This is a genomic window from Streptomyces sp. NBC_00083 (assembly GCF_026343295.1).
Lineage (GTDB): Bacteria > Actinomycetota > Actinomycetes > Streptomycetales > Streptomycetaceae > Streptomyces.
Map to the genome: position 1 here is coordinate 185,247 of NZ_JAPELY010000003.1, position 22,614 is coordinate 207,860.

A 22,614-nucleotide genomic window follows, 5' to 3' on the forward strand; every position below is an offset into this window, starting at 1 on the left:
GTAGAATTCACGTCATGGGAGAGCGGCGGCCCAGTGCGGCGGACCCGCCCGAACTCGTCCTGGAGACCGACACCGGCTCCACGGTGATGAGTCCGAGCCGGGACTACCACGTGGGCCGCGACCCCCTGAGCGACATCGTCCTCGACGACACCCGCGTCTCGTGGCATCACGCCGTCCTCCATGCCGAGCTCGACCACTGGACGATCGAGGACGAGCACAGCACCAACGGCACGTACGCCGAGGGACGGCGCATCCAGGAGTGGGACGTCGGGCCGGGCAGCGTCATACGCTTCGGCAACGTCACCGACGGCCCCCGCGCGGTGCTGGTGGGCCGCGCTCCTCCCGAGCGAGCCCCCGCCGAGCGCCCCTCCTGCGTCAGCATGCCGTCGGCGACAGGCACCTTCCGCCGGCCGACGACCGTGCGCCCCCTGCCCGCCCGCACGGTCCGTATCGGCCGCGCCGACGACAACGACGTGGTCATCGACGACCTGGTCGTCTCCCGTCGCCACGCCGAACTGCGGGTCCTCGCGGACGGCACGTACGAGATCGTCGACCTCGGCAGCCACAACGGCACCTACCTCAACGGCCAGCCGGTGGCCCGCGCCCCCGTCGCGCCGGGGGACATCGTGGGCGTCGGCCACCGCGCCTACTGCCTCGTCGGTGACGAGCTGCAGGAGTACGTCGACACGGGCGAGGTGTCGCTCGACGTCCAGGGCCTGACGGTCACCGTCGACCGGGGCCGCAAGACCCTCCTCGACCAGGTCTCCTTCCCGGTGGGCGAGAAATGCCTGCTCGCCGTGGTCGGGCCCAGTGGCGCGGGAAAGTCCACCCTGCTCAACGCCCTCACCGGGCTGCGCCCCGCGGACGGCGGCACCGTCCTCTACGACGGCCGCGACCTCTACCGCGACTACGCGGAGCTCCGCCAGCGCATCGGTCTCGTACCGCAGGACGACATCCTGCACGCCCAGCTGACCGTGCGCCGCGCCCTCGGATACGCCGCCGAACTCCGCTTCCCGCAGGACACCGAGAAGGCGGAACGCCGGGCCAGAGTCGACGAGGTCATCCGCGAACTCGGCCTGGAACAACGCGTGGACCAGCCCATCCACAGCCTCTCCGGGGGGCAGCGCAAACGCGTGAGCGTGGCACTGGAGCTGCTGACCAAACCGTCGCTGCTCTTCCTCGACGAGCCGACGTCGGGACTCGACCCCGGCATGGACCGCTCGGTGATGCACATGCTGCGCGGCCTGGCCGACGACGGCCGCACGGTCGTCGTCGTCACGCACAGCGTGCTCAGCCTCGACGTGTGCGACCGGCTCCTGGTGCTCGCCCCCGGCGGCAGGATCGCCTACTACGGGCCGCCGCGCGACGCGCTGTCGTTCTTCGGCTTCACGCAGTGGCCGGAGGCCTTCGAAGCGTTCGAAGGGGACCGTGACCGGGAGTGGGCCCGGGACTACCGGGACTCGCCGTTCCACCAGCAGTACATCGCCAACTCCTCCGTGCAGCCGTTCCCCGGGCCCCTCGCGCCCGCCGGCGCGCCCGCGCCCGTCTCCTTCGCTCCGCCGCCGAAGCCGCAGAGCTGGGGGTCCCAACTCCGCACCCTGGTACGGAGGTACGCGGCAGCCCTCGGCGCGGACCGGACGTTCCTCGCGATCATGATCGCGCTGCCGTTCGTGATGGGAGCCATGGCGCGCGCCCTCGCGGGCAGCCGGCTGACGCAGGAGACGGCGATGAACGCGCTGCTCATCCTGTGCGTGGGCGGAGTCCTGACCGGCGCCGCCAACGCCGTCCGCGAGCTGGTCAAGGAGCGCGTCATCTACCGGCGAGAACGGGCCGTGGGGCTCTCCCGCTCGGCGTACCTGATGTCCAAGGTCGTCGTCCTGGGAACGATCACCGTGCTGCAGGCCGTCGTCCTCACCCTGGTCGCCCTGCTCGGTGTCGACCTCAACGCGCCCGGCGGCCACGGCGTGCTCCTGCCGCCCCTGGTGGAGGTCATCCTGGCGGTGGCCCTGCTGGCGTTCACCGCCATGATGCTGGGTCTCCTCGTCTCGGCGCTGGTGCGCAAGGAGGAGGTGACGATGCCGCTGCTCGTGCTCCTCGCCATCGTCCAAGTGGTGTTCTGCGGCGCACTCCTCAAACTCAACGGGGTGCCCGGTGTCGAGCAGCTCGCATGGCTCGTGCCGTCGCGCTGGGCGCTGGGCGGGATGGCGGGGACCATCGGACTCGGCAGGATCGTCCCGGGGGAGCTGACCACCGACCCGCTGTTCGAGCACTCCGCGGGTGTCTGGCTGCTCAACATGGGCATGCTGGTCGTCCTGTCGGCCGTCTTCGGATACGCCGTCGCGCGGCTCCTGCGCCGCCACGAACCCGCGGTCATGCGGAAGTAGGAGTGCCGCCGATGACCCCTGCGGACTTCCGCCCCACACATGTCGTCCCCCAGGACGGGCTGCCCGCCTGGGAGGCGCCGGACGTGGACCGTCCCACGACGCCGCTGGACGCGCTGCTTCCCGTGCAACTGGTCGACCGGCTCGGCGACTGGGGCCGGATCGTCTGCGCCAACGGCTGGTCGGCGTGGGTCGACGGCCGGCTCCTGATCGCGGTGCCGCGGGACCCGCCGGGCGCGGGCGGCCCGCTGACGCGCACGGCCGACCCGCGCCCCCTCCTCGCCAGGACCGAGGACGCCGTCGCCGGCTACCGGCGCGCGGCGGAGGACCTGGCGGGCGGCACCACCGACGGGGAGTCCTTCCGGCGCCGGACCCGCGGAGTGCGGGTGGGGATCGTCGTGGACGGCGAATCGGTATGGCTGTACGACGCGGAACACGAACGCTGGGTGTACTGCGACGGAGCGCGGCTCAGTACGTACGCGGCGGAGGAGGTGCCGAGCGCAGAGGGCCACGGCGGTCAGGACACGGCGGCGGCGGTCGCGGCGGCCCGGCCCGGAACGGCGACCGGGCCCGGAGCGGACCCCGCCGGGGACGAGCAGGGGACCGGCATGGGTGGTGCCGGGGCGGGGTCCGTCGGGGCGGAGGCGACGCGGGTGGTGGAGCCGGGGGCGCCCTCGCTTGGTGGGGACCTCACGGAGGTGGTTCCGGCGGTGCCGGACGGTGCCGGGCCGGAGGCGACGCGGGTGGTTGAGCCTGGGGACGGGGAGACGCGGGTGGTCGAGGTTCGGCCCGGGGACGGGTGATGGCGCGCGCCGTGGGGGAGCCCGGCACGAGCCCGCACTCCGGGCGGCCCTCCGAGCTGATCGGACAGCAGATCGCGGGATACCGGGTCGAGGGCGAGATCGGCCGGGGCGGCATGGCCGTCGTCTACCGCGCCAAGGATCTGCGCCTCGACCGCACCGTCGCGCTCAAGCTGCTCGCCCCCGAGCTCGCACGCAACGACACCTTCCGGCAGCGCTTCACGTACGAGTCACGCGTGGCCGCGGCGATCGAGCACCCGCACATCGTGCCCGTCTTCGAGGCGGGCGAGACCGACGGGGTGCTCTACATCGCCATGCGGTACGTCCCCGGGCGCGATCTGCGCCACCTGCTCGACGACGCCGGCCCACTCTCCGTCGAGGCCGCCCTCCGCATCGCCACGCAGGTCGCGTCCGCGCTCGACGCGGCACACGACCACGGGCTCGTCCACCGCGACGTCAAGCCCGGCAACATCCTCGTGGCCAAGGGCACGGACAGCGACCACCCGGAGCACGCCTACCTCACGGACTTCGGCCTGACGAAGAAGTCGCTCTCGCTGACCGGATTCACGACGGTGGGCCAGTTCGTCGGGACCCTCGACTACGTGGCCCCGGAGCAGATTTCGGGCCGCCCGGTGGACGGCCGGTGCGATGTCTACAGCCTCGCCTGCGTCGTGTACGAGACCATGGCGGGCGGGCCGCCATTCCAGCGCGACGACGACATCGCGCTGCTGTGGGCCCACCAGTACGACGAGCCGCCCCGCCTGACGGAGAAGAGGCCCGGTGTCCCCGCCGCCCTCGACGCGGTCCTCGCGCGGGCGCTGGCCAAGAGTCCCGAGGACCGGTACGGCTCCTGCCTCGCCTTCGCCGCCGCGCTGCGGGCCGCGGCCACGGGCGGCGCCGCGGCGGGCCACGCTCCGACGCGGGTGGACCGCCAGGTCGTGGGCGGGGCGGCGGAGCCCGGCGCGCCTCCCGAGCCGCCCCGCTGGGCCCGGCCGGTCTTCCGCGGCCTGGCCGGCTGACCCGCGCCCGGCTCAGGGAGGGCCCGCGCCCGGCTCAGGCGGGAACCGCGCCCGGCACACAGGACCCGCGCCCGGCACACAGGACCCGCGCCCGGCTCAGGCAGGACCCGCGCCCGGCTCAGGCGGGGCCCGCCTCCACCTTCCCCCGCCGGTGGACCCGGCGCGCGAACACCCCGCCGAGGAGCCCCGAGACCAGACCCCAGGCCACGGCCAGGACCAGGGCCCGCCCCAGCTGGGGCCGCAGCTCCACCAGGCCGGACAGACCTCCGCCGAGATCCCCGATGCCGAGGAGCGAGAGGCCGTAGTGGGCGGACACGCCGGCCAGGAGGCACACGGCGAGCACCGTGAGCGTCAGCGCCACCGCCATGTGCACGGCGTGCTGCCAGACCCGTACCCGCGCCGGGGACCGGGCCGCCATCAGGAACGCGGCGCCCAGCGTCAAGGCCGCCGCGACGACCAGCAGCCACCACACGCGGCCGTCGTGGTCGGCGAGCGTGCTCAGGCTGAGCGTGGAGTCGGCCGGGGTGCGCAGTACCTCGCTGAGGACCTGCGGCATGGGAAGACCGAACGGTCCGTCCACCCGCCCCTCCCAGGAGACGCCGAGGCCGAGGGTGAAGGCGAGCCAGACGAGGTTGGGCAGCCCGAGCAGCAGCACGGCGAACGTCGCGGCGGCATGCCCCCGCGTCACGGCCACGACGAGGCCGGCGACCAGGCCCAGGGCGACGTACGACAGCAGCAGGACCACCATGGCGAAGGCCGCGGGACGTACCGACTCCTGGAAGCGCAGCAGACGGCCGGGGAGCGGGGCCCGGCGCGAGACGAGGACGGCCACGACGAGGACGCCCGCGAGCCACAGCAGTCCGAAGACGAGCGTCAGCGGCACGTCGGTCTCGAACCCGACCTTGGGCGAGGCGTCCAGAGCGTCGCCGATGTCGCCGGCCGGGTTGTTCCCGAGCCCGATCGCGAAGCGGTGCCGGGCCAGCAGGCCGAGGCCGAGGAGGAGCAGGAGCCAGAGCACCGCGATCCGGGCGGCCCAGCCGGCGAGTTCCTTCGTACCGGCGACGGCCCGGTGCCGCAGCGGCCGGAGGAATCCCGCGGCGATCGCCAGGGCCCCGGCGAGACTGACGGAGAGCGGGAGCACGGAGAGCCCGGCGTTCGTCTCGGCGATCGCCCCGGCGTCACCGGAGAGCCCGACGGACCCCCCGGCCGCCATCACGACGACGGCCGCCACGACGCTCGGGAACGCCCCGCCGGGCAGGTCGGCCGCGCCCGCGGCCCATAGCCCGAGCCCCGCGACGACGGCCATGGCCACCAAGGAGGCGAGCACGGCAACCAGGGCGTGGGGCCAGCCGTGCGGTGCCCGTCGGCCCTGCTCCGCGCGGGGTGCCGCTGCCCGCCGATGCGGTGTCTGCTCGCTCACGTTGTCACGCTAAGCAGCGCCGGACCGGCCCGCCCGTCGGGAGGGCCGACCGCGTCGGCTTGCGGGCTCCCGGAAACCGATGCACACAATGGGCGCGTAAGGGATGAAACGTACGCAGCAGATCCTCCTACGTCAGTTCACCCAACGCAGGGAAGAAGTGTTCGTGAGCGTCGAGCCGCCGTCGTCAGGACGCCCCACAGGACCGCCTTCGGGCCCGCTCTCGGGCCCTTCGCAGCCGAGCCCCTCCGGGCCGGGCTCCACCCGGGCGGGCGCGACGCGCCCCGATTCGACGCCGCCTCCGGGGCCCGAGCGGCCGTCGGGGCCGCCGGACAGCGGCCCGCCAGGCGGGCCGGGCGGTCCGGGCGGCGGCGGGCAGGGCGGTGGGCGCGGCGACGGGCCGGACGAGCCGGGCGCCGGCTCCGGGCCGCCCCGGCCGTGGTGGAAGTCCGCGCCCCGCGTCGCGGCGATCTCCGCCGTCGTAGTGGCCGCGGTGGTGGCGGCCGTCGTCCTCACGCGCCCCGGCGGCTCATCGGGCGGCTCGTCGCAGGCTGGGGGCGAGGTCCTCCTCCAGCCGGCGGGAAAGTCGGGGCCCGACCCCTTCACCGCGTCGACGGCCCGCGGCGACTCCACGCCGTCCTCCCCGGTCGCACTGCCGAGTTCGTCGGCCTCGGCCAACGTGACGCGCGCTGTCGACGGCGCCGACCCCGGCCTGTACGGCGGAACGCGCACGGTCGGCAGCTGCGACGTGGAGCAACAGATCGGCGCGCTCCGGAAGGACCCGGCCAAGAACAAGGCGTTCGCCTCCGTCCTCGCCATCGAACCCTCCGGTGTTCCCGGCTATCTGCGCGCGCTCACGCCGGTGCGGCTGCGGCTGGACACCCGCGTGACCAACCACGGTTACCGCGACGGCGCCCCCACCAGCTACCAGGCCGTGCTGCAGGCCGGGACCGCGGTACTCGTCGACGACCGCGGCGTACCGCGGGTGCGCTGTGCCTGCGGCAACCCGCTGCTGCCGCCCGTCGCCCAGAAGGGCACGCCGAAGCGGACGGGAGAGGCGTGGCCCGGCTACCGGCCGTCGAACGTCGTGGTCGTGGCGCCGGCCGCGCAGGTGGTGAACACGTTCGTCGTGTACGACCCGGACAGCGGTGGCTGGTTCGCACGGCACAAGGGCGACTCGGGCCGCGGCGACACGAAGACGACGCCGCCCGCGACCCACCCCTCCTCGCCCCCGTCGGGCTCGCCGTCCGCCGACGAGTCGTCCTCGACGGGCAGTCCCTCACCGTGCGTGTCGCTCTCGCTCGGCGCGTCCTCGGCGAAGCCCTGCCCGCACACGTCCGTCCCGCCCTCCTCGCAACCCCCCTCCTCGCCCGCTTCGCAGCCCCCGTCGTCGCCCGCCTCGCAGCCTCCGTCCTCGTCGGCCCCGGAGGAGTCGCCCGCGTCGTCCGGACCCGCACAACCGCCCTCGTCCCCGGGGACGCACGGAGGTTCATGAGCCGCTAGGTTCACCCCGCCGACGTGACTTTTCGTGACTGATGAGAGGGTCGGGCGGGTGAGCGAGACACCGAAGAACACCCTGCAGTACCGCGTTGACGGGCCAGAAGACGCTCCTGTGCTGGTCATGGGCCCCTCCCTCGGTACCACCTGGCACATGTGGGACCGGCAGATACCCGAGCTGGCCGGCACCTGGCGCGTGGTGCGGTTCGATCTGCCGGGGCACGGTGGGGCGCCCGCCGAGCCCGCCCATTCCGTGGCCGAGCTGGGGGACCGGCTGATCGCCACCCTCGACGGGCTCGGCGTCCAGCGCTTCGGCTACGCCGGGTGCTCCATAGGCGGCGCGATCGGCGCCGATCTGGCCCTGCGCCACCCGCACCGGATCGCCTCGCTGGCCCTGGTCGCCGCCTCGCCCCGGTTCGGCACCGCCGACGAGTACCGCCGGCGCGGCGTGATCGTCCGCAGCAACGGCATGGACCCGATGGCGCGCGCCGCGCCCGAGCACTGGTTCACCGCCGCGTACGCCGCGGCCCAGCCCGCCATCGTGGAGTGGGCCGTGCAGATGGTCCGCACGACCGATCCGGCCTGCTACATCGCGGCCTGCGAGGCGCTCGCCGCGTTCGACATCCGGGCCGACCTCAGCCGGATCACCGTGCCCACGCTCGCGCTGGTCGGCGCCGAGGACCGGGTGACCGGGCCCGGCGAGGCCCGCACCCTGGTCGCGGGCGTTCCCGGCGCCGGCCTCGCCGTGGTGCCGGGCGCCTCCCATCTGGCCCCGGTCGAGCAGCCCGCCGCCGTCACCGACCTTCTCGTACGCCACTTCTCGACGGCCTGGCAGGAAACGCTCACCACCATCGCCGTGCCGCCCGCCGTGCCGGTGCCGCCGGTGCCCCGGACGGCGGCCCCGCTCGCGCCCGAGGCGCCGGCCGAGACGGTGGCCCCCGCCCCCGCCGAGCCCGTCGCCGGCCCGGACGCGTACGAGCGCGGCATGAAGATCCGGCGCGAGGTGCTCGGCGACGCCCATGTGGACGCCGAGACCGCCGGAGCCGACGCCTTCAGGAGCGACTTCGACCGGATCACGACCCGGCACGTCTGGGGCGAGGTGTGGTCCAGGGAAGGCCTCGACCGGCGGACCCGGGCCGCGGTCGCCCTCGCCGCGCTCACCACGGGCGGCCACTTGGACGACCTTGCCGCGCACACCCGGGCCGCGCTGCGCGCGGGACTCACCCCGGACGAGATCGAGGAGATCCTCCTCCAGACCGGCGTGTACTGCGGCGCCCCCGCGGCGAGCGCCGCGTTCCGGGTCGTCGGTGCGGTCATCCGGGAGGAAACCACCCCGCGCGGATGACCTGATTCCGCACCCGGACGCCGGGCCGGGAGCAGGATGGGCCCATGAGTCTGCACCTGACCAAGAAGACCCACGCCTGCGTCCGGCTGAGCAAGGACGGCCGCACCGTCGTCATCGATCCGGGCACCTTCAGTGAGCAGGACGCGGCGGTGGGTGCCGACGTCATCCTGGTCACTCACGAGCACCTGGACCACTTCAACGAGGACCGGCTGCGGGCCGGCCTCGAAGCCAACCCGGCCGCCGAACTCTGGACCCTGCGCAGCGTCGCGGAGAAGATCTCGGCGGCCTTCCCCGGCCGCGTCCACACCGTCGGCCACGGTGACACCTTCGAGGCGGCCGGGTTCGACATCCAGGTCCACGGCGAACTGCACGCCGTGATCCACCCCGACATCCCGCGCATCACCAACGTCGGCTTCCTGATCGACGGTTCGGTCTTCCACCCCGGCGACGCGCTCACCGTGCCCGACCACGCCGTCGACACCCTGATGCTTCCGGTGATGGCACCCTGGAACAAGATCTCCGAGGTGATCGACTACGTGCGCGAGGTGAAGCCGCGCCGCGCCATCGACGTCCACGACGCCCTGCTCACCGACCTCGCCCGGCCGATCTACGACTCCCAGATCGGCTCGCTCGGCGGCGCCGACCACGTCCGGCTGACCCCCGGGGACACGACCCGACTGTGACTGTCGGAGCCGGGCGGTAGGTTGGGATCCATGCGCATCGCCACCTGGAACGTGAACTCGATCACCGCTCGGCTGCCCCGTCTGCTGGCCTGGCTGGAGAGCAGCGGCACCGATGTGCTGTGCATCCAGGAGACCAAGACCACCGTCGAGGGCTTCCCCGCCGCCGAGCTGCGCGAGCTCGGCTACGAGTCGGCGGTCAACGCCACCGGCCGGTGGAACGGGGTGGCCCTGGTCTCCCGGGTCGGCCTCGACGATGTCGTGCTCGGGCTGCCCGGCGGCCCGGACTACGAGGGCGTGGAGGAGCCGCGCGCGATCTCGGCGACCTGCGGCGGGGTCCGCCTCTGGTCGGTCTACGTGCCGAACGGCCGCGAGGTCGCCCACGACCACTACGCGTACAAGCTGACCTGGTTCGAGGCCCTGAAGGCGGCCGTCGCCGAGGACGCGGCGGGCCCGCGCCCCTTCGCCGTGCTCGGCGACTTCAACGTGGCCCCCACCGACGAGGACGTGTACGACCCGGCCGTCTTCGAGGGCCTCACCCATGTCACCCCGGCGGAGCGCGCCGCGCTCGCGGCCCTGCGGGAGGCCGGCCTGTCCGACGTGGTGCCGCGCCCGCTGAAGTACGACCGCCCCTACACCTACTGGGACTACCGACAGCTCGCCTTCCCCAAGAACCGGGGCATGCGCATCGACCTGGTCTACGGCAACGAGCCCTTCGCCGGCGCCGTCAAGGACAGCTACGTCGACCGCGAGGAGCGCAAGGGCAAGGGCGCGTCCGACCACGCGCCGGTCGTGGTGGACCTGGACGTCTGAGCCGGCCCCGCACTCCGCCGCGGGCGGCCCCGGCAGGTGCGAGCGGCCCGGCACGGCCACCGGCACGCCGCCCCGCGTGCCCCGTAGTGCTACTGACCGTTCAAATGGGAGTCTGGATCGTATGAACTTCCTCCAGAACTGGCGAAGGCGGCACTCGGCGGCGGCGTCCGTGGCGGAGATCTACCGGGAGGACCCGCAGGGCGTCGCGGAGGTGCTCTCGGAGTGTGAACTGCTGCGCACCAGGGCCTGGCAGAACAGCCTCGAACTGGACGACTCCCCGGCCTCGTTGGACGCCCTCGACCAGCTGACCCCGCGCTGGCGCGAGGACCCGGAGGAGCTGCCCTGGCTCGGCAACGACGCGGGCCTCTACCTCGGCACCGTCATCGTCCGCACCGTGCCCGGCGCGAGCTGGGACGTGTGGCCCGGCGGCCAGCCCGTGGTGCGGCTCGCCTCCGGCCGAGAGATCGACGTGGTGGACGCGGGCCTGACCTGGGCGGCGACCGGTGCCCCCGAACTGTTCCAGGTCTACGCGGAGGCCGCGGAGGCCTGACCGGGCCCGCCCTGGAGCCCGCCCCGGTCGGCGCGCAGCACGTCCGCACGGCGCCTCATGAGCGTCAGGCCAAAATACGGTTTATGCCCTATTCGCGCGTGTCGAGATGAAGTCCCTTATCGGGCTGGATAGTTTGCGCTGACCTCGACACAGCGATGAGTGGGCAGGACAGTGTATGGCCGTCGATCCGTTGATCGAGCTGCGTGACGTCAACAAGTACTTCGGGACGCTGCACGTCCTCCAGGACATCAACCTCACCGTCGGCCGCGGGGAGGTGGTGGTGGTCATCGGCCCGTCCGGCTCGGGCAAGTCGACGCTCTGCCGGACGATGAACCGCCTCGAGACGATCGAGTCGGGCTCCATCGCCATCGACGGCCGGCCGCTCCCCGCGGAAGGCAAGGGCCTCGCCCAGCTCCGCGCCGAAGTCGGCATGGTCTTCCAGTCGTTCAACCTCTTCGCGCACAAGTCCGTCCTCGCCAACGTCTCGCTGGCCCAGATGAAGGTGCGCGGCCGGAAGAAGGAGGAGGCCGACCAGCGCTCCCACGAGCTCCTCGACCGGGTCGGCCTCGCCGCGCAGGCGGAGAAGCTCCCCGCCCAGCTCTCCGGCGGTCAGCAGCAGCGCGTGGCCATCGCCCGTGCCCTCGCCATGGACCCCAAGGTCATGCTCTTCGACGAGCCCACCTCGGCGCTCGACCCGGAGATGATCAACGAGGTGCTCGAAGTCATGCAGCAGCTCGCCCGGGACGGCATGACCATGGTCGTCGTCACCCACGAGATGGGCTTCGCCCGCTCCGCCGCCAACCGCGTGGTGTTCATGGCGGACGGACGCATCATCGAGGACCGCACCCCCGACGACTTCTTCACCAACCCGCAGAGCGACCGGGCCAAGGACTTCCTCTCCAAGATCCTCAAGCACTGAACGGGGGGTGAACGCAACGATGACGGCCACACGACGCGCGCTCGCCGCGCTGCTGCTCGTCCTGGCCCTGGCCGGCTGCGGCAAGTCGGGCAGCCCGCCGGTCAAGGGCCCCAAGGCCGAACTGCTGCCGCACTACTCGGTGGCCAAGGACGTCAGCCTGCCCGACTCCCCGGTGTGGCGGCGCGCGAAGAACCGCGGCCACCTGGTCGTCGGCGCCAAGGAGGACCAGCCCTACCTCGGCGAGAAGGACCCGGCCACCGGCGTCTACACCGGCTTCGACATCGAGATCGCCAAAATGATGTCCGCTTCGCTCGGCTTCGATCCGGCGACCATCCAATTCAAGACGATCGCCTCGGCGAACCGTGAAACCGCACTGCAGAACGGCCAGATCGACTACTACGTCGGCACCTACACCATCAACGACAACCGCAAGAAGCTAGTCGGCTTCGCGGGCCCCTACTACATGGCGGGCCAGGGGCTCCTGGTGCGCACGGACGAGGACAACCTCACCACGCCCCAGGACTTCGACGGCAAGCGGGTCTGCTCGGCCGCCGGCTCCACCCCGTACCAGCGGATGGTGAAGGACTACCCGAAGGTCGACATGGTCGCCTACGACACCTACTCGGTGTGCGTCGACAACCTGCTCACCTTCCAGGTCGCGGCCGTCACCACCGACGACACCATCCTGAGCGGCTACGCGGCCAAGGTGCCCGACGAACTCAAGGTGGTCGGCAAGCCGTTCTCCAAGGAGCCGTACGGCGTCGGCGTGCCCAGGAGCGACAACACGCTGCGGTTCTTCCTCGACGACGCCATCGAGGCCCACGAGAAGAACGGCGACTGGAAGAAGGCGTACGACGCGACGCTCGGCCTGTCCGGGCGCCCCCCGGCCCCCGCGCCGCCCATCGACCGCTACCCGGCGAGCTGAGGCCGCAATGGACGTACTCACCAAGAACTTCTCGCTGTACGGCAAGGGCTTCCTCGGCACCGTCGAACTGACCGTCTACGCCTCGGCGCTGGCCCTGGTGCTCGGCTTCGTCATGGCGTCGTGCCGGGTGTCACCGGTCGGCTCGTTCCGCGCGCTCGGCACGGTCTGGGTGACGGTGCTGCGCAACACACCGCTCACCCTGCTCTTCTTCGCCGTGCTGCTCGGCCTGCCGCGCTTCGGCCTGGTGCTGCCCTTCCAGCTCTTCGCGGTGATCGCGCTCGGCTGCTACACCTCCGCGTTCATCTGCGAGGCGCTGCGCTCCGGCATCAACACCGTGCCGAAGGGCCAGGGCGAGGCGGCCCGAAGCCTCGGGATGACGTTCGGGCAGACCCTCTCCGGGGTCGTGCTGCCGCAGGCGTTCCGCTCGGTGATCCCGCCGATCGGTTCCACCCTGATCGCGCTCGCCAAGAACTCGGCGATCGCGGGGGCGTTCAGCGTGACCGAACTCCTCGGCACGTACAAGACGTTGAGCGAGCTCGGCTACAACATCATCTGGACCTTCGTCTGGATCGCCGTCGGCTACCTGATCATCACCCTCTTCATCAGCGCCGTCTTCACCGTCCTCGAGAAGCGCTGGGGAGTCGCCCGATGACCGCGCCACTGGCCACGGAATCCACCGCCCTCTACGACATCCCGGGGCCCAGGACCCGACAGCGGCACCTGGTCTACGGAGTCATCTCGACGATCCTGATCCTCGCCCTGATCGGCTGGGTCCTGTATCTCCTGTTCGACACCGACCAGTTCACCTCCGCCAAGTGGACGCCGTTCGAGTACAAGGGCATCCAGGAGCTGCTGCTCCGCGGGCTCGGCAACACCCTGCGGGCCTTCGCGTTCGCCTCGGTGCTCTCGCTCGCGCTCGGCGCGGTGCTCGCCACGGGGCGGCTCTCCGACCACCGGCCGGTGCGCTGGCTGGCGACCCTGCTCGTCGAGTTCTTCCGCGCGATGCCCGTCCTCGTGATGATCTTCTTCATCTTCGTGGCGCTGAAGGTGCAGCCGCTGCCCGCTCTGGTGGCCGGCCTCACGCTGTACAACGGCTCGGTCCTCGCCGAGGTCTTCCGGGCCGGCGTCAACTCCGTGGAACGCGGCCAGAAGGAGGCGGCATTCTCTCTCGGCATGCGCAAGGCGCAGGTCATGACGTACGTGCTGGTCCCCCAGGGGGTCAGGGCGATGCTGCCGACCATCATCAGCCAGCTGGTGGTCGCCCTGAAGGACACCTCGCTCGGCTATCTGATCACCTATGAGGAGTTCCTCCACGCGGGGAAGCTCATCGCGTCGAATCTCGACTACGATTTGCCGTTCATCCCCGTGGTGATGGTGATCTCACCGATCTACATCGGGATGTGCATGCTGCTTTCCTGGTTCGCCACCTGGATGGCCAGGAGACAGAAGCGCAATCCCAAGACGGAGGCCGTGGACGTCGCACCGGCCGAACCAGGGACGCTGCTGCCGAGGGGGCCCCAGCCGGGTCCTTGAGGCCGGGGGGAGTGCAGCAGCTCAGGGGCCATGCCCGCCCGGCAGCAGCCGGTGATCACTTCTCGCGGAGCGGCACCGTCAGAGATGACGGATCCGACGCGGGCGAGGAGAAGGTCAGCTGCGTGCCGAGCGGGTTGTGCTCGATGCGGAGCGGGCCCACGTCGTGAAGAAGGGCGACGGGGGCCGCTCTCCGCAGCGCCGGCGGGTCAGCCGGCCGCCGGGGCGGTCAGGGCGCTCTTCGCCTTCCACGCGTCGTACGACAGGTTCCACTCGCCGTAGCCGTTGTTGAGGGCCTGGGTGCCCTTGGCCCCGTCGCCGGTGATCTCGAACGGGTCGCCGACCTGGACCGTCCCGTACACGTACTTGGCGTCCGCGTCGCTCATGCCGATGCAGCCCGAACTCTTGTTGGCGGCACCGAAGTAGGAGGCGTTCCAGGGCGCCGCGTGCGCGTACATCCCGGACCAGGTGAGCCGCATCGAGTAGTCGACCATCTTGTTGTACGAGCTGCCGAGGCCCACGGTCTCGGAGTTCATGTTGATCGTGCCCTCCTTCGCCATCAGGACGGTCTTGCCGCGCCACGACGCCTTGTCGCCGCCGGGGGTGCCCGCCGACACCGGGATGTCCTTCAGGAGCGCGCCGTCGCGGTAGAGCTTGAGGCGGTGGGTGGAGAGGTCCACCTTGGCGATCTGGTTCCTGCCGATCGTGAAGTCGGTCTTGTAGTCCTTCACGAACCAGCCGCCCGAGGTGCCCGAGTCGACGCCGTTGAGGTCGGCCTCCAGGGTCACCTTGGTGCCGGACTTCCAGTACTCCTTGGGGCGCCAGTCGATGCGGTCCTTGCCCGAGTAGTCCTGCATCCAGCCCCAGGAGCCCTCGGTGCTGTCCGAGGTCGTCACCTTGAGGTGCTTCTCCACGTCGGCCTTGTTCTTGACCGGGTTGTCGAAGACGATCGAGACCGGCTGGCCCACGCCCACCGTGGTGCCCTTGCCCGGCACCATGCTCACCTTGTTGACCTTGCCTGCGGCGGCCGTGGTGAACGAGGCCCGTGCCGTCGCGCCCTTGGCGTCCTTCGCCTCGACGGTGTACTTGGTGCCGGGCGCGGCCGAGCGCTCGGAGGTCCAGGACCTGCCGTCGGCGGCTATTTTGCCGGTGAGCGTGCCGCCCTTGGCGTCGGTGACCGTGACGCTCCCCAGGGCGCCGTCGGCGAGCGTGACCTTCACCGGCTCACCGGCCTTCGCCTGATCACCCGTCAGATTCACCGCGATCTCCGGCTTCTTCGCCGCTTTGAGATCGGTCTTTCCGTCGCCGGAGGAGGACCCGCCGCCCCCGCACGCCGTCAGCGCGGCGGCGAGGGCCGCCGTTCCGGCGACGGCGGCGATGCGGACCGAACGGCGGGAGAAGGAGGGGTGGCGAGGTGTGCGGCTCAACTGAAAGACCTCCGTTGCACATGCGTTTTCCATAGGTGAGAGTCACCAGCCGGACTTCAGGTTGCAGGACGCAGCGGAAAGCTCCGCGATTCCTCTGTGACAAGAACCGCACAACAACGGTCATCGTCCGGTCACATTCGACGCGAGAAGTGGTCATGGACCGCTGTGAGCATCCTGTGCATCCCCGGGGGGCCGACGCCGGGGCGCACTTGGGAGGCCACAGACGTGTCCGCACTGCTGGTGACCGGCGAGCGAGACCAGGACGCCGGGGTCCGCGCCCTGGACACCGCCGAGTACCGGACCTTCCTCGAAGGCCGGGCCGACGTCAGCTTTCTGCAATGTCCCTCGTGGGCCGATGTGAAGGACCAATGGGCCAGTGAAAGGGTCGGATGGTCCCTTGACAGCGGTGAATTGACCGGCGCGGCCCAGATTCTCTACCGGCAATTCCCCGGCACCCGGAAATACTTCGCCTATCTGCCGGAAGGCCCGGTCGCCGACTGGTCCGACCCGCATATCGACCGCTGGCTCGGCCCCCTGCTGCGCCATCTGCGGAGGGCCGGCGCGTTCGCGGTGCGGATCGGGCCCATGCCCGCCTACCGGCGCTGGGAGGCCTCCCGCCTCAAGGCCGCCACCGGAGCCGGCCGCAGGATCGGCGACGTCCTCGCGAGCGAGGTGGACCCGCTCGGCTCCGCCGTCGCCGAACGGCTGCGCGCCCGCGGCTGGAAGCGGTGCGGCGACGACGGCGGCGACGCCGACGCCCAGCCCCGCCACGTCTTCCGGCTGCCGCTGGCAGGGCGCACCACCGAGCAGCTGTGGGCCGGGCTCAACCAGGAGTGGCGGCGCAATGTGCGCGCCGCCGACCGGGCTGGGGTGGAGGTCGTCGTCGCCGGCCCCGAGTACCTGCCGGAGTTCTACCGGCTGCTGCGGATCACCGAGGAGCGCGACGGATTCCGCCTCGGCCGCTCCCTGGCGTACTACGAGCGCCAGTACGCGGCCCTCAACGCCGAACAGTCCGGCCGGATGCGGCTCTACCTCGCCGTCCACCGGGGCGAGGTGCTCGCCGCGCACACCATGATCACGGTGGGCGGGCGGGCCTGGTACCAGACCGGCGCGTCCGCCGACCACCGCCGCGAGGTGCGCCCCAGCAACGCGCTGCAGTGGCAGATGATCCAGGACGCCCGCGCCTGCGGCGCCGAGGTCTACGACATGCGCGGGGTACCCTCCACTCTCGATCCGCACGACCGCCCCTTCGGTCTGCTGCGCTGGAAACTGGGCACCGGCGGCCACGTCGCCGAGACCCTGGGGGAGTGGGAGACATGCACGGGCGGGACCACCAACAACGCGCTCTACCGCGCCTTCCAGGCGTATCTGGCACGCCGGTGACCACCACCGCGGCCCCGGCCGGGAGCGCGAGCGCGGGGCTGCTGCGCAGCAGCGCACTGATGGCGGCCGGCTCCGTCGTCTCGCGCGCCACCGGCTTCGTACGCTCCGCGGTGATCGCGGCGGCGCTCGGCGTCGGGCTGCTCGGCGACGGGTACGCCGTCGCCAACAACGTCCCCAACATCCTCTACATGCTGCTCATCGGCGGCACCCTCAACGCGGTCTTCGTGCCCGAGCTGGTGCGTGCGGCCAAGGAGCACAGCGACGGCGGCGCGGCCTACACCGACCGGCTCATGACGGCCTGCGCCTGCGCGCTCGCCGTGATCACGGCGCTCGCCGTCCTCGCCGCCCCGGCGATCGTCCACGGATACACCGACTACAGCGGCGCCCAGGCCGACCTCACCATCGCGCTGGCCCGCTACTGCCTGCCGCAGATCCTCTTCTACGGCCTGTTCACGCTGTTCGGCCAAGTCCTCAACGCGCGCGGCAGGTTCGGCGCCATGATGTGGACGCCGGTGCTCAACAACATCGTCGTCATCGCCGTGTTCGGGTCCTATCTGGCCCTCGCCGCACAGGGCGGCGGCACCCTGAGCGCGGGCGACGCGCGCCTGCTCGGCTGGGGCACCACCGCCGGCATCGCCGTCCAGGCCCTCGCCCTGGTGCCGTCGCTGCGCGCGGCCCGGTTCCGCTGGCGCCCGCGGTTCGACTGGCGCGGCCACGGGCTCGGCCGGCCGCTGCGCTCGGCGGGCTGGGCGGTGCTGCTCGTCGTCTCCAACCAGCTCGCCTACTGGGTGGTGACCCGGCTCTCCACCACCGCCGGAGCCGAGGCCGTGCGCGAGGGCGTCGGCGGGGGAGCGGGCTACACCGCGTACACCAACGCCTATGTGCTCTGGATGGTGCCGCACGGCATCGTCACCGTGTCCCTCGTCACCGCCCTCATGCCGAAGATGAGCCGCGCGTCGGCCGACGGCGACCTCGCCCAGGTGCGCCGCGACCTCTCGTACGGGCTGCGGACCTGCGCCGCGGTCATCGTGCCCGCCGCCTGCGCCCTGTTCGCGCTCGCGCCCTGGATCCTCGGCTCGGTCTACGCGTACGGGAGGACCGGCTCCGGCGACATCGCGATCATGGCGGGCATGCTCATGGCGTTCGCGCCCGGCCTCGTGGCGCTGTCCGGTCAGTACGTCCTCTCGCGCGGCTTCTACGCGCTCGGCGACACCCGCACCCCCTTCCTGCTCAACCTCGTCATCTCCGGCCTGAACGCCGCGCTCACCGTCGTCGCGTACGCCGTGCTCCCGGCGCGCTGGGCGGTGACCGGGATCGCCGGGGCCTACACCGTGGCGCTGTGCGCGGGGCTGGCGGCCACCGCGTACACCCTCAACCGCAGGCTCGGCGGCGGCCCGCTGGTGCGCTCGCCCGCCGTCCTCGCCCACCTGCGGCTCCTCCTGGCCTGCGTGCCCGCCGCCGCGCTCGGTTACGGAGCGGCGCGCGCCGCCGACCCGCTCGGCAGCGTCGCCGGGGCCGGCGCGGGGACCGTCGCGCTCGTGGTCGTCCTCGCGCTGCTCGCCCGGCCGCTCGGCCTCACCGACATCAACGCCGTGCTCGACAAGGTGCGCCCCGCCGGCCGGGTGCGCCCCGCCGGCGGCCGGCACCGAGCCCGGTGACGGGACAATCCAGACCCTTGGGATACTGACGCCTATGCCTCGCGTGCTCCTCATAGAAGACGACCCCTCCGTGCGCGAAGGGGTCGAGCTCGGCCTGCGCCGGCGCGGCCACGAGGTGCGGGCGGCCGGGACCGGCGAGGCCGGACTCGCCTCGCTCAAGACCTTCCACCCCGAGCTGGTCCTGCTCGACCTCATGCTGCCCGGCATGAACGGCGTCCAGGTCTGCCGCAGGATCCGCGAGACGAGCCAGCTGCCGATCATCATGCTCACCGCGCGCGGCGACGACTTCGACGTGGTGATCGGCCTGGAGGCCGGGGCCGACGACTACATCGTCAAGCCCGCCCGCACCGAGGTCATCGAGGCCCGCATCCGCGCGGTCCTGCGCCGCCTCGCCGACCCCGTCACCCGCTCGGGCCCCGAGGTCCACGGCGAACTCGCCCTCGACCGGGCCGGCCTGACCGCCGCCAAGAACGGCGAGCGCCTCGCCCTCGCCCCTTCCGAACTCAAGCTCCTGCTCCACCTCGCGGCCTCGCCCGAGCAGGTCTTCAGCCGCCAGCAGCTCCTCGAATCGGTGTGGGAGCACAGCTACCACGGCGACGCCCGGCTCGTCGACGCCTGTGTACGGCGGCTGCGCCAGAAGCTCGGCGACACCGGTGGCACCGACAGCGCCCCCCGCTACATCCAGACCGTGCGCGGCTTCGGCTACCGCTTCGGACCGCTGTGAGGTTCTCGCCGCGCCGCGCGCTCCGCCCCGGCCTGCGCACCCGGCTCATCGCGGCGTTCCTCCTGGTGGCCGCGATCAGCGCCGTCACCACTGCCGCCCTCACCTACCAGTCGGCCCGCTCGGCCATCCTCAAACAGGCCCAGGACCAGGCCGTCGAGCAGTTCCGCGAGCAGATAGCCAACGAGTACTTCTCGCTGCCCACCTCCGCGGCCGCGCTGCAGAACGTCTGCCGCACGCTGGCCAGGGCGGGCAAACCGCACCCCTGGTTCGTCTTCGCCGAGTACGGCACCCTGCGCGCCTCCTCCACCAGCCGGCCCACCTCCACCGTCATCACCGACGAACTGCGCCGCCAGACCCACGCCAACGCGCACGGCTCGTTCCAGCGCGTGATCCAGGACGGCACCCCCTACCTGACCATCGGCATGCCCGTGATGTTCGACCGCGGCATGGCCGACGAGCAGCGCAGCGGGGTCTTCCTCTACGCGGTGATGGACCTCAAGACCGAGAGCATCACCATCGAGGCGATGGTCTCGGCGGCCAAGAACGGCGCGCTGCCCGCGCTCGCCGTCGCCGTGGTCCCCGCCCTGCTGGCCGCCCGCAGCGTGCTGCGCCCGGTGCGCGATCTGCGGCGGGCCGCGAGCAGCATGGGCAAGGGCCGTCTCGACACCCGTATCGAGGTCAAGGGATCGGATGAACTCGCCGACCTGGCCCACACGTTCAACGATTCGGCGGAGGAACTGGAGCGCTCCGTGGAGGAGTTGCAGAAGGCCGAGGCGCGGGCCAGACGGTTCGCGTCCGACGTCAGCCACGAACTGCGCACCCCGCTCGCCGGCATGCTCGCCGTCACCGAGGTGCTCGACGAGGACGCCGACGGCCTCGACCCCGACACGGCGCGCGCGGTCCGCCTCATCTCGGCCGAGACCGGCAAGCTCGCCACCCTCGTCGAGGACCTCATGGAGATCTCCCGCTTCGACGCCAAGGCCGCCGAACTCAACACCGACGAGGTCGACGTCGCCGAAGCCATCCGCAAGACCCTCCAGGGACGGCACTGGCAGGACCGCGTCCTCACCGAACTCCCGGACGGAGTAAGGGCGATGATCGACCCGAGGCGGTTCGACCTCGTGATCGCCAACCTCGTCGGCAACGCCCTGCGGCACGGCTCCGAGCCGGTCACCGTGCGGCTGCGCCCGGCCCGCGGCGACGGCCCGCTCACCGTCGAGGTGGCCGATGCGGGGCCCGGCATCGACGCGGCCGTCCTGCCGCACATCTTCGACCGCTTCTTCAAGGCCGACGCCGCCCGTACCCGCTCGGCGGGCAGCGGCCTCGGCCTCGCGATCACCCTGGAGAACGTACGGCTGCACGGCGGCACGGTCCGCGCGGCGAACGCACCGGAGGGCGGCGCCGTCTTCACCGTCGAGCTGCCCACGGGGCTCGAAGCCGCCGCGCCCGTCGAGGCGGCGCGATGAGATTCAAGATCACCGCGCCGCGCGTCCTGGCCGCCTTCGCCCTGCTGCCCGCCGGGCTGCTCGCGGCGGGCTGCGGCATCCAGTCCACCGACGTCATCGCGGTGGGCGACCCCGCGACCGCACAGGCGGTGCCGCCCCCCGACGAGGGCACCGTGCTCTACTTCGTCGGCCCCGACGGCCTGATGCCCGTGGTGCGCTCCGGCACCCCCCAGCCCGCTCTCCCGCTCCTCTTCGCGGGCCCGGACGCGGACGAGCGGGCGGCCGGGATCCGCTCCGAACTGCCGCCGCTGGGCGGTCCGTCGAGGCTGGGCGTGAACGAGAGCGGGATCATGGTCGTGCTCGACCAGGACGTCTCGAAGCTCACCCTGGTCGCCCGGCGCCAGATCGCCTGCACGGCCCTGCGGGCGGTGGCACGCGGCAGGGACATGAGCGTGACGATCAGGGGCGCCGGCGCCGGGACCGCGCTGGCACCCGTCAACTGCACCACCTGACCCGGCGCGGGGCCGACACCTCGTTGACTTCAATTCAGTAAACCCATGGGTAACACTCTGGCGCGCGGGCAGCCGACGGACCAAGCTCTGCGTGTGGAGAATTCAGCCGGTCCAACACAGCCCGCCGCCGCCCCGGTCGTCCTGCCGCTGCGGCGCCCCCTGATCTGGGTCCCGCTCGCCGCGATCGCGGTGGCCGTGCTCTGGTGGCTCGCGGTCGCCGCCGTCTTCGACGGCCCCAACGGCGACGTCGCCGGCCCCGTGATGGCCGTCGCCGGCGTCGCCATGACCGGCGTCGCCGCCGTCTTCGCCGGCTACCTGCTGCGCCCGCTGCGCATCGACGTGGACGACGACACCCTCACCGTGCGGCTGCCCACCTGGCTCGCCGGGCGCATCGACTGGGACGAGGTGACCGCGGTGAGCGCCGTCGCCCTGCGGACCGGCACCAAGGTGCGCCGCTTGCTCGTCGTGGACCTGCGCTCACCGGCGCTTCCCTATATCAGCAGGCCCCGCTCCATGTACCGCCGCCTGGCACCCGTGCTCGGCCGGCCCGTAGGCGCGCACGGGCTCTGTTTCGAGGAGCAGATCTTCGCCTTCGACGCGGTCGGGGCCCTGGAGGAGGCGCGGCGCTTCGCCCCCGCGGAGGTCGCCGTCGACGACCGTACGGCACAACCCGTCCCCAGTCCCTGGCAGTTCTGACCGGCTTCTTGCCTCGCGGCAGGGCGACCGCCACCGTGTACGCGTACGTCCCGCACGCCGACCGCACCACCGCGGGCCGTACGCCGCCGTCCGCCGTCCGGAATCGGAGTACCCATGGCCGGATTCACGCTGCCCCACACCCTCCACGGCGACGGACCGCACCGCGTCGTCGCCGTGCACGGCTGGCTCGCCGACCGCGGTGACTACGCCGCGGTCCTGCCCGACCTGGACGCGGCCGTCTTCACTTACGCCTTCGTCGACCTGCGCGGCTACGGCGAGGCCCGGGACGCCGCCGGCGCGTTCACCACCAGCGAGGGCGCCGAGGACATACTGGCGCTCGCCGACCGGCTCGGCTGGCACCGCTTCTCGCTGATCGGACACTCGATGGGCGGCGCCGTGGTGCAGCGCGTCCTGGCCGCCGCCCCCGACCGGGTGCGCCGCATGGTCGGCATATCGCCGGTCCCCGCGAGCGGCATGCCGATGGACGAGGAGACGCGCGCGCTGTTCACCGCGGCCGCCGAGCGGCCCGCCAAGCGCCGGGCGATCATCGACCTCACCACCGGCGGGAACCGGCCCGACGCCTGGCTCGACCGCATGACCTGGCGCTCGGTGGAGCGCAGCGACCCCAAGGCGTTCCGCGCCTGGCTCGACTCCTGGGCCGGGGAGGACTTCCACGAGGAGACCGAGGGCTCCCCGGTGCCCGCCCTGGCGGTGGCCGGCGCGCTCGACCCGGCGATCAACGCGGCCTTCCTGCGCGGGACATGGATGCGCTGGTACCCCGCGGGCCAGCTCGTCGAACTGCCCCACGCCGGACACCACGCCATGGACGAGACCCCGCTCGACCTCATACGCACCGTGGAGGACTTCCTGCGGGCCGACCATGTCTGAGCCCG

21 protein-coding genes are annotated in these 22,614 nt (G+C 72.2%); 19 read left to right on the forward strand and 2 right to left on the reverse strand.

Annotated elements, in window-relative coordinates; translation table 11 throughout:
• Nucleotides 1-14 precede the first annotated feature (14 nt).
• The 3 genes from OOJ98_RS24730 to OOJ98_RS24740 are packed head-to-tail and all read left to right on the forward strand — an operon-like array spanning nucleotide 15 to nucleotide 4,200.
• Entirely contained in the window at nucleotides 15-2,384 is a 2,370-nt protein-coding gene (locus OOJ98_RS24730; protein ID WP_267057216.1) for an FHA domain-containing protein, read from the forward strand.
• A gap of 11 nt (nucleotides 2,385-2,395) precedes the next feature.
• On the forward strand, nucleotides 2,396-3,184 hold the full coding sequence (locus OOJ98_RS24735) for a hypothetical protein (RefSeq protein ID WP_267057217.1): 789 nt from the start codon (nucleotides 2,396-2,398) through the stop codon (nucleotides 3,182-3,184).
• Nucleotides 3,184-4,200, forward strand: a complete 1,017-nt coding sequence (locus OOJ98_RS24740; RefSeq protein WP_267057218.1) for a serine/threonine-protein kinase — start codon at nucleotides 3,184-3,186, stop codon at nucleotides 4,198-4,200. Before OOJ98_RS24735 ends, OOJ98_RS24740 begins: the two co-directional genes overlap by 1 nt.
• A 118-nt stretch (nucleotides 4,201-4,318) precedes the next feature.
• Here the strand turns inward: OOJ98_RS24740 and OOJ98_RS24745 are convergent, their stop codons facing one another.
• Nucleotides 4,319-5,620 (reverse strand): streptophobe family protein, encoded by a 1,302-nt coding sequence (locus tag OOJ98_RS24745; protein WP_267057219.1) that lies wholly within the window; start codon nucleotides 5,618-5,620, stop codon nucleotides 4,319-4,321.
• Between the two features lie 163 nt (nucleotides 5,621-5,783).
• Here OOJ98_RS24745 and OOJ98_RS24750 point away from each other — a divergent pair, with 163 nt between their 5' ends.
• The 9 genes from OOJ98_RS24750 (at nucleotide 5,784) to OOJ98_RS24790 (ending at nucleotide 13,879) form a co-directional block, all read left to right on the forward strand.
• The gene (locus OOJ98_RS24750; protein ID WP_267057221.1) at nucleotides 5,784-7,112 is read left to right on the forward strand and encodes a DUF6777 domain-containing protein; all 1,329 of its coding nucleotides are present in this window, start codon (nucleotides 5,784-5,786) and stop codon (nucleotides 7,110-7,112) included.
• Nucleotides 7,113-7,169: 57 nt separating this feature from the next.
• Complete coding sequence (locus tag OOJ98_RS24755; RefSeq protein ID WP_267057222.1) at nucleotides 7,170-8,459, forward strand: alpha/beta fold hydrolase; 1,290 nt, start codon at nucleotides 7,170-7,172, stop codon at nucleotides 8,457-8,459.
• 44 nt (nucleotides 8,460-8,503) lie between these two features.
• Nucleotides 8,504-9,142 (forward strand): MBL fold metallo-hydrolase, encoded by a 639-nt coding sequence (locus tag OOJ98_RS24760; protein ID WP_267057223.1) that lies wholly within the window; start codon nucleotides 8,504-8,506, stop codon nucleotides 9,140-9,142.
• Nucleotides 9,143-9,172: 30 nt separating this feature from the next.
• Nucleotides 9,173-9,952, forward strand: a complete 780-nt coding sequence (locus tag OOJ98_RS24765) for an exodeoxyribonuclease III (protein ID WP_267057225.1) — start codon at nucleotides 9,173-9,175, stop codon at nucleotides 9,950-9,952.
• 121 nt (nucleotides 9,953-10,073) lie between these two features.
• Complete coding sequence (locus OOJ98_RS24770; protein WP_267057226.1) at nucleotides 10,074-10,502, forward strand: DUF6278 family protein; 429 nt, start codon at nucleotides 10,074-10,076, stop codon at nucleotides 10,500-10,502.
• A 175-nt stretch (nucleotides 10,503-10,677) separates the two neighbouring features.
• Nucleotides 10,678-11,421, forward strand: coding sequence for an amino acid ABC transporter ATP-binding protein (locus OOJ98_RS24775; protein ID WP_267057227.1), 744 nt, complete (start codon nucleotides 10,678-10,680; stop codon nucleotides 11,419-11,421).
• Between the two features lie 19 nt (nucleotides 11,422-11,440).
• On the forward strand, nucleotides 11,441-12,346 hold the full coding sequence (locus OOJ98_RS24780) for a glutamate ABC transporter substrate-binding protein (protein ID WP_267057228.1): 906 nt from the start codon (nucleotides 11,441-11,443) through the stop codon (nucleotides 12,344-12,346).
• Between the two features lie 7 nt (nucleotides 12,347-12,353).
• Nucleotides 12,354-12,998, forward strand: a complete 645-nt coding sequence (locus OOJ98_RS24785; protein ID WP_267057229.1) for an amino acid ABC transporter permease — start codon at nucleotides 12,354-12,356, stop codon at nucleotides 12,996-12,998.
• On the forward strand, nucleotides 12,995-13,879 hold the full coding sequence (locus tag OOJ98_RS24790) for an amino acid ABC transporter permease (protein ID WP_267057230.1): 885 nt from the start codon (nucleotides 12,995-12,997) through the stop codon (nucleotides 13,877-13,879). The genes OOJ98_RS24785 and OOJ98_RS24790 overlap by 4 nt, the downstream gene beginning before the upstream one ends.
• Before the next feature lie 206 nt (nucleotides 13,880-14,085).
• Here OOJ98_RS24790 and OOJ98_RS24795 read toward each other — a convergent pair whose 3' ends face one another.
• A complete protein-coding gene (locus OOJ98_RS24795; protein WP_267058226.1) occupies nucleotides 14,086-15,255 on the reverse strand; it encodes an Ig-like domain-containing protein in 1,170 nt (389 codons plus the stop codon).
• Nucleotides 15,256-15,528: 273 nt separating this feature from the next.
• Between OOJ98_RS24795 and OOJ98_RS24800 the strand changes: the two genes are divergently transcribed.
• The 7 genes from OOJ98_RS24800 (at nucleotide 15,529) to OOJ98_RS24830 (ending at nucleotide 22,609) form a co-directional block, all read left to right on the forward strand.
• Nucleotides 15,529-16,686 carry a peptidoglycan bridge formation glycyltransferase FemA/FemB family protein gene (locus OOJ98_RS24800; RefSeq protein ID WP_267057231.1) on the forward strand — a complete coding sequence of 386 codons (1,158 nt, stop codon included), beginning with the start codon at nucleotides 15,529-15,531 and terminating at the stop codon, nucleotides 16,684-16,686.
• Nucleotides 16,620-18,344, forward strand: a complete 1,725-nt coding sequence (gene murJ, locus OOJ98_RS24805; protein WP_267057232.1) for a murein biosynthesis integral membrane protein MurJ — start codon at nucleotides 16,620-16,622, stop codon at nucleotides 18,342-18,344. The genes OOJ98_RS24800 and murJ overlap by 67 nt, the downstream gene beginning before the upstream one ends.
• Before the next feature lie 34 nt (nucleotides 18,345-18,378).
• Entirely contained in the window at nucleotides 18,379-19,068 is a 690-nt protein-coding gene (locus OOJ98_RS24810; protein WP_267057233.1) for a response regulator transcription factor, read from the forward strand.
• Nucleotides 19,065-20,534 (forward strand): HAMP domain-containing sensor histidine kinase, encoded by a 1,470-nt coding sequence (locus tag OOJ98_RS24815; protein ID WP_267057234.1) that lies wholly within the window; start codon nucleotides 19,065-19,067, stop codon nucleotides 20,532-20,534. Before OOJ98_RS24810 ends, OOJ98_RS24815 begins: the two co-directional genes overlap by 4 nt.
• Nucleotides 20,531-21,025, forward strand: a complete 495-nt coding sequence (locus OOJ98_RS24820; RefSeq protein ID WP_267057235.1) for a hypothetical protein — start codon at nucleotides 20,531-20,533, stop codon at nucleotides 21,023-21,025. The genes OOJ98_RS24815 and OOJ98_RS24820 overlap by 4 nt, the downstream gene beginning before the upstream one ends.
• Nucleotides 21,026-21,118: 93 nt before the next feature.
• Nucleotides 21,119-21,721 (forward strand): hypothetical protein, encoded by a 603-nt coding sequence (locus OOJ98_RS24825; RefSeq protein WP_267057236.1) that lies wholly within the window; start codon nucleotides 21,119-21,121, stop codon nucleotides 21,719-21,721.
• A 114-nt stretch (nucleotides 21,722-21,835) separates the two neighbouring features.
• Nucleotides 21,836-22,609, forward strand: a complete 774-nt coding sequence (locus OOJ98_RS24830; RefSeq protein ID WP_267057237.1) for an alpha/beta fold hydrolase — start codon at nucleotides 21,836-21,838, stop codon at nucleotides 22,607-22,609.
• Nucleotides 22,610-22,614: the final 5 nt, after the last annotated feature.